At 63.7% G+C, this 5,330-nt stretch carries 8 protein-coding genes; 4 read left to right on the top strand and 4 right to left on the bottom strand.

Annotated elements, in window-relative coordinates; genetic code table 11:
• Nucleotides 1–1,241, bottom strand: a 1,241-nt coding sequence (locus EOA60_RS17215; protein ID WP_128311655.1) for an FAD-binding protein, incomplete at its 3' end; no start/stop codon positions are given.
• A 156-nt stretch (nt 1,242–1,397) separates the two neighbouring features.
• Here EOA60_RS17215 and EOA60_RS17210 point away from each other — a divergent pair.
• Both EOA60_RS17210 and EOA60_RS17205 read left to right on the top strand, forming a co-directional pair.
• Nucleotides 1,398–1,883: a thioesterase family protein gene (locus EOA60_RS17210; protein WP_067323174.1), complete on the top strand. Its 486-nt coding sequence runs from the start codon at nt 1,398–1,400 to the stop codon at nt 1,881–1,883.
• 145 nt (nt 1,884–2,028) lie between these two features.
• Nucleotides 2,029–2,244, top strand: a complete 216-nt coding sequence (locus EOA60_RS17205) for a hypothetical protein (RefSeq protein WP_067323171.1) — start codon at nt 2,029–2,031, stop codon at nt 2,242–2,244.
• On the opposite strand, the gene EOA60_RS17200 is transcribed toward EOA60_RS17205, so the two are convergent.
• Entirely contained in the window at nt 2,230–2,754 is a 525-nt protein-coding gene (locus EOA60_RS17200; protein WP_245322406.1) for an Lrp/AsnC family transcriptional regulator, read from the bottom strand. The genes EOA60_RS17205 and EOA60_RS17200 overlap by 15 nt on opposite strands.
• A 41-nt stretch (nt 2,755–2,795) precedes the next feature.
• Here EOA60_RS17200 and EOA60_RS17195 point away from each other — a divergent pair, with 41 nt between their 5' ends.
• Nucleotides 2,796–3,710 (top strand): DMT family transporter, encoded by a 915-nt coding sequence (locus tag EOA60_RS17195; protein ID WP_095824901.1) that lies wholly within the window; start codon nt 2,796–2,798, stop codon nt 3,708–3,710.
• A 155-nt stretch (nt 3,711–3,865) separates the two neighbouring features.
• Here EOA60_RS17195 and EOA60_RS17190 read toward each other — a convergent pair whose 3' ends face one another.
• Nucleotides 3,866–4,768 carry a dienelactone hydrolase family protein gene (locus EOA60_RS17190; RefSeq protein ID WP_095824902.1) on the bottom strand — a complete coding sequence of 301 codons (903 nt, stop codon included), beginning with the start codon at nt 4,766–4,768 and terminating at the stop codon, nt 3,866–3,868.
• A 98-nt stretch (nt 4,769–4,866) separates the two neighbouring features.
• Between EOA60_RS17190 and EOA60_RS17185 the strand changes: the two genes are divergently transcribed.
• Entirely contained in the window at nt 4,867–5,130 is a 264-nt protein-coding gene (locus tag EOA60_RS17185) for a hypothetical protein (RefSeq protein WP_095824903.1), read from the top strand.
• Here the strand turns inward: EOA60_RS17185 and EOA60_RS17180 are convergent.
• On the bottom strand, nt 5,112–5,330 hold a 219-nt coding region (locus tag EOA60_RS17180; RefSeq protein ID WP_164899363.1), incomplete at its 5' end, for a PQQ-binding-like beta-propeller repeat protein. The two genes, EOA60_RS17185 and EOA60_RS17180, sit on opposite strands and share 19 nt — an antisense overlap.

Raw genomic sequence — 5,330 nt, 5'->3', positions numbered from 1 at the left:
ATGTTGAGCCGCGCGACGAATTTTTCAGCGAGTGCGATCTCCTGCGGGCTGTCGACATCCATCAGCACCAGCACATGGAAATTGCCGTCGCCGGCGTGGCCGACGATCGGCGCGATCAGGCCCATTTCGGCAATGTCGGCTTCGGTCTCGGTGACGCATCCGGCAAGCCGGGAGATCGGCACGCAGACATCGGTCGAAAGCCCCTTGGCGCCGGGGCGCAGCGTCAGCGACGACCAGTAGGCGTCGTGCCGCGCCTTCCAGAGCTTCGTCCGCTCCTCGGCGACGCTGGTCCACAGGAACGGTCCGCCGCCATTCTCCTCGGCGATCATCCCGAAAGTCTCGGCCTGTTCGGCGACACCGGCGTCGCTGCCGTGGAATTCGACGAAAAGGCATGGGCTCTCGGGATAGTCGAGCTTCGAATAACTCTTCATCGCCCGCATCTGCAACGCGTTGACCAGTTCGATGCGCGCCACCGGGATGCCCATCTGAATGGTCGCTATCACTGCGGTGCATGCGGCCTCCAAGGTCGGGAACGGACAGACGCCACCGGAGATCGCCTGCGGAATGCCCTGCAGCCTGAGCGTCAGTGCTGTGATGATGCCGAGCGTGCCTTCCGAGCCGACCAAGAGCCGAGTCAAGTCGTAGCCGGCCGAGCTTTTCTTCGCCCGTTTGCCGGTCGTCACTGCCTCGCCGTCGGCCATCACCGCCGTCAGCGACAGCACGTTGTCGCGCATCGTGCCGTAGCGCACGGCATTGGTGCCCGACGCCCGTGTTGCCGCCATGCCGCCCAGCGAGGCATTGGCGCCGGGGTCGATCGGGAAGAACAGGCCGGTGTCGCGCAAATGGCGGTTAAGATCCTCGCGTGTCACTCCGGGCTCGACCGTGCAGTCGAGATCCTGCGGATTGACCGAGAGGATGCGGTTCATGCGAGAGGTGTCGATGGATATGCCTCCGCCCGGCGCATTGGTGTGGCCCTCGAGCGAGGAGCCGACGCCGAAGGCGATGACCGGGACGCGGTGCGCGGCGCAGGTGCGCACGATCTCCTGCACCTCCGGCGTGGTTTCGGCGAAGACGACGCCGTCCGGCGCCTGGGTCGGGATGTAGGTGGTGGTGTGCGCATGCTGGTCGCGGATCGCCTCGCCGGTCTGAAAACGCTCGCCGAACCGCTGCTTGAGGATGCCGAGTGCGGCGGCGATGCCTTTCTCGTTGCGCTCGACGGGGTTGAGGTCGCTCAAAGCCATGAATTCCTCCGCGAATGGACCAGCGGCCACTCTTGTAATGCAGCTATGGATGATGCCTAAAGCAATTCCAGGAAAAGAGTGAAGCACCGGAATTGCGCCAGAGCGAAGAGAACCTCACCAGCCAGGCCCTGTCCAGCGACGATCAAGGAAAACCAGATGACGATGACCGCGCCGATCATTTCCAAGCCGATGGCGATCGAGAAGGATTGGATCGACTATAACGGCCATCTCAATATGGCCTATTACAACGTGCTGTTCGACCGCTGCTCGGACGAAGCGTTCGAGCTGATGGGCATGGGACCGAACTATGCCAGGGACCGCCGCCTCACCATCTACACGGCGGAAGTCCATGTCTGCTACGTGCAGGAGCTTCACCTCGACCACAAGGTGAAGGTCTCGTTCCAGCTCATCGACCACGACGAGAAGCGGCTGAGGGCCTATCAGGAGATTCGCCACGTCGATGGCTGGCTGGCCGCGACGTCCGAGCAGCTTGCGCTGCATGTCGACATGGCCGGGCCGAGGGTCGCTCCCTTCCCGGCCGATGTGATGGCACAGGTTGAAGCCATGCGCGCCGCCCACGCCGCGTTGCCGATGCCGGAGCGTGCCGGCCGTTCGATCGGCATCAAACGCAAGAGCGCTTGAAAACCCGCACACCCGCGTTAACCTTACCAAGGTTTTAACGTGAACAAGCCGATTGAGTCTGTTGAACGACTCAGTGGCGCGTTCGAAAACCGCCGCACCGGGTTTACGCGCGGGCGGCAGGCGGAATGCGGTGCGAGGACAGTGCATGAAAACCGACATCAAGGTCGAAGTGGAGCGGTTGGCGGCCGATCCGCGCATCACCGACTATGATTTCTGGCGATCGTTGAAGAACGTCAACAACGAGATCTTCCACATCGCCAATAACAACGAGCCCATCCCCTTCGACATGATCCGCTGGCGCGCGATTCTCAAGCAGGCGCGCATCAGACGCGGTCACACTGAGCCTTCAGCGCTCCCTTAAACTGCCAAGCGGCGAGCGCGCCTCGACCGGCGACGACTGTATGATGGCGGTGTTGGTCATCGCATAGGGAATAATTTTGTCGATCACCCGCTCCAACTCGGCCACCGAGCCGACATGCGCGAGCGCGATGAAGCAATCCTCGCCGGTCACTCGGTCGCATTGGGCGATTTCCGGCAGGTCGCGAATGATCCCGGCCACCACGGCAAGCTGCCCCGGGACCGGCCTGATTCGCAGCCATGCCGACAGCTTCATGCCGAGCGCCGTCGGATTGATCTTCACCGTATAGGCTTCGATCACGCCATTCTCCTGCAGCTTGCGAATGCGTTCGGCCACGCTCGGCGCCGAGAGCCCGACGGCGCGCGCCAGTTCCGCCGTGCTGGTGCGCGCATCCTTTTCCAGGAGTCGCAGGATTTTCAGGTCCGCCGCATCCAGCTCGCCATTTTCATTTCGAAGGCGTTTCAGAATAATTCTCTTTTCTTCAGAAGGTGAACGGCGATCGGAGCCGTGCATCATCCATATAAGTCGCGAAGTTCGCCTGCGATAATGACCCTATGAATTCTGAAGCGCAAGTTCGTCCGACAAACCGGGCCGGCAGCGACACCGACGCTGCACGCCCTGCCCTCGCCGGACTGGCCGATGCGGTGCCGCCGCATGTCTGGTTCTGCGTCAGCGCGATCTTCCACTATCTTGGGCCGGCCTTCGCCGTGCTGCTGTTCGCTCAGGTCGGCGTGCTCGGCATGGCCTGGCTGCGCATCGCCACGGCCGCGCTCGTCTTCGCGCCGCTTACCAGGCCATGGGCGGTTTTCACGCGCGCCGACCGCTCGGCCCGCCTGCTGCTGTTGGCCTTCGGCGCCTGCCTGGCGGTGATGAACTGCGCCTTCTATCTGGCTCTAGACCGCCTGCCGATCTCGCTAGTCGCCGCGATCGAATTTGTCGGCACCATAGGCGTCGCGATGGTCGGCCTCAGAACCCCGCGCAATTTCGCGGCGCTCGCCATCGCTGTCGCCGGCACGTTGCTGCTCATCGATGTCAAGTGGTCGAGCGATCCCGTCGGCCTGTTCTGGGCTTTTCTCAACGGCGCGCTGTTCATCGGCTATATCGTTTTGGGCCACCGCATCGCCCGAACTGGCCTCGGCATCGCCGGCCTCGGCACCGCCATGGCGATCGCCTTGCTCGTCGTGCTGCCGGTCGGCTTCAGCGAGGCGCTGCCAGCCTTCTCGGCGCCGCAACTGCTGATCGCCGGTATCGGCGTCGGCCTCTGCTCCTCCGTCATCCCCTACATTTGCGATCAGCTCGCCATGGCGCGGCTGGCGCGCGCGAGCTTCGCGCTCATGCTATCGCTCTTGCCGCTCACCGCGACCCTGATCGGCGTGGTCGTGCTCAGGCAGGTTCCGAGCCTCACCGATTGCCTCGGCATCGCGCTGGTTGTGGCGGGCGTCGCCATGCACAAGCCAGCGCCGGAGTGATCCGCCGCCGTCGAGGTGTGTTGAGCTTCAGGTCAGGCCGAGCCGAGAATGGTGGATTCCGAGAACCGGAGCGGAGCGTACTTTGAAGTACGTGAGCACCGGAAGCGCAGGAAGCCGCCATTCGCAGGCCGGGCTCACCTGAATATCAACACACCTCAGGCCAGTTTCTCCTTAAGGAAGGCGACCGTCCTCCCCCAGGCCAGATCGGCCGCCTTCTTGTCGTAGCGCGCGGCCGAGGTGTCGTTGTTGAAGGCGTGGTTGGCGCCGTCATAGACATAGACGGTGTATTCGATATGCGCGGCGTCGAGCGCCTTCTTGTAGGCGTCGATGCCGGCATTGATGCGCTCGTCCAGCCCGGCATAATGCAGCAGCAGCGCCGCCTTGATCTTCGGCACATCCTCGGCCTTCGGCTGCATGCCGTAATAGGCGACGCCGGCGCTGAGGTCCGGCGCATTGACGGCGAGCGTGTTCACCGTGCCGCCGCCCCAGCAGAAGCCGACCGCCCCGACCTTGCCGTTGCTGTCTTGGTAAGCCTTGAGATAGGCGACCGTGGCTACGCCGTCGGCCGCGACTTGGGCAGCATCGAGCTTGCTGAACATGTCGCGCGCCTTGTCCTCGTCGGCTGGCGTGCCGCCGAGCGGCGACAGGAAGTCCGGCGCCAGCGCGACGAAGCCTTCCAGCGCCACGCGCCGGGCGACGTCGCGGATATGCCCATTGAGCCCCCGGTTCTCATGGACGACGATCACCGTGCCGAGTTTGCCGGAGTGATTCGCCGGCTTGACCAGATAGCCCTTCATCTCGCCGCGGCTGCCGGGATAGGTGATGTCCTCGCCCTTCACCCTCGGATCGTTCTCGGCGACGATCGCCGCCTTGGCCGAATTCGCAGCCAGCATCGGCGCGATCGCGGCGGCCGCGGCGCCCGATCCAGCGAGCCGAGTCAATTGCTCCATGAAGCGCCGCCGGTCGAGCGTCAGATGCGTATATTCGTCATAGGCATCGATCATCGCCTGAGTGATGATGGGCTGTGTGACGACAGGCTTGGCGACAGGTTCGGTCATGGCTCTCCTCGACGACTGTTTGACGCGCAAGATAGGGTTAGAACGCGCACGGTCCAGTCATCCGCCGGCGACAACGGCACTCGATCCGAACTTCGACCATGACGATTGCCGGTGGCTTCTGCATCCATCACATTTTGGTCATTCCGAAAAAGTTGATGGTGCTGTCACGGTGGGACGGGAAACTGCGGAGCGGCCCCGCCCGGTCCGAACGGCAAAAAGGGGAATGGCGGGAACGTGATGGCCGCCGGCGTAGCGGCTGGCTGAGGCGGCGCTTGCTGTCGTCGCTGCAGGCGCTTGGCCACGTGCTCGGCGAAAAAAGGCCGGCGCGATTGGATGTCCTCGTCTACTTGGGCAGCGTGTAAGCCATCACATAATCGCCCGGCTTGGTACCGACCGAGCCGTGGCCGCCGGCGACGATGACCACGAACTGGCGGCCGTCGGCGACGGTGTAGGTCATCGGTGTCGACTGGCCGCCGGCCGGCAGCCTCGCGCGCCAGAGCTGCTTGCCCGTCGTAAGGTCATATGCACGCAGATAGTCGTCGACGGCGGCCCCGAGGAAGGC

This window comes from Mesorhizobium sp. M1A.F.Ca.IN.020.06.1.1 (genome assembly GCF_004023265.1).
Classification (GTDB): Bacteria; Pseudomonadota; Alphaproteobacteria; order Rhizobiales; family Rhizobiaceae; genus Mesorhizobium.
The sequence above is the reverse complement of the archived record's forward strand: the minus strand, read 5'-3'. Positions and strand labels throughout refer to the sequence as shown.

Coding starts and splice junctions, on each gene's coding strand:
- EOA60_RS17200 (WP_245322406.1), bottom strand. CDS start 2,754: ATGCACGGCTCCGATCGCCGTTCACCTTCTGAAGAAAAGAGAATTATT.
- EOA60_RS17205 (WP_067323171.1), top strand. CDS start 2,029: ATGAAAACCGACATCAAGGTCGAAGTGGAGCGGTTGGCGGCCGATCCG.
- EOA60_RS17190 (WP_095824902.1), bottom strand. CDS start 4,768: ATGACCGAACCTGTCGCCAAGCCTGTCGTCACACAGCCCATCATCACT.
- EOA60_RS17195 (WP_095824901.1), top strand. CDS start 2,796: ATGAATTCTGAAGCGCAAGTTCGTCCGACAAACCGGGCCGGCAGCGAC.
- EOA60_RS17210 (WP_067323174.1), top strand. CDS start 1,398: ATGACGATGACCGCGCCGATCATTTCCAAGCCGATGGCGATCGAGAAG.
- EOA60_RS17185 (WP_095824903.1), top strand. CDS start 4,867: ATGACGATTGCCGGTGGCTTCTGCATCCATCACATTTTGGTCATTCCG.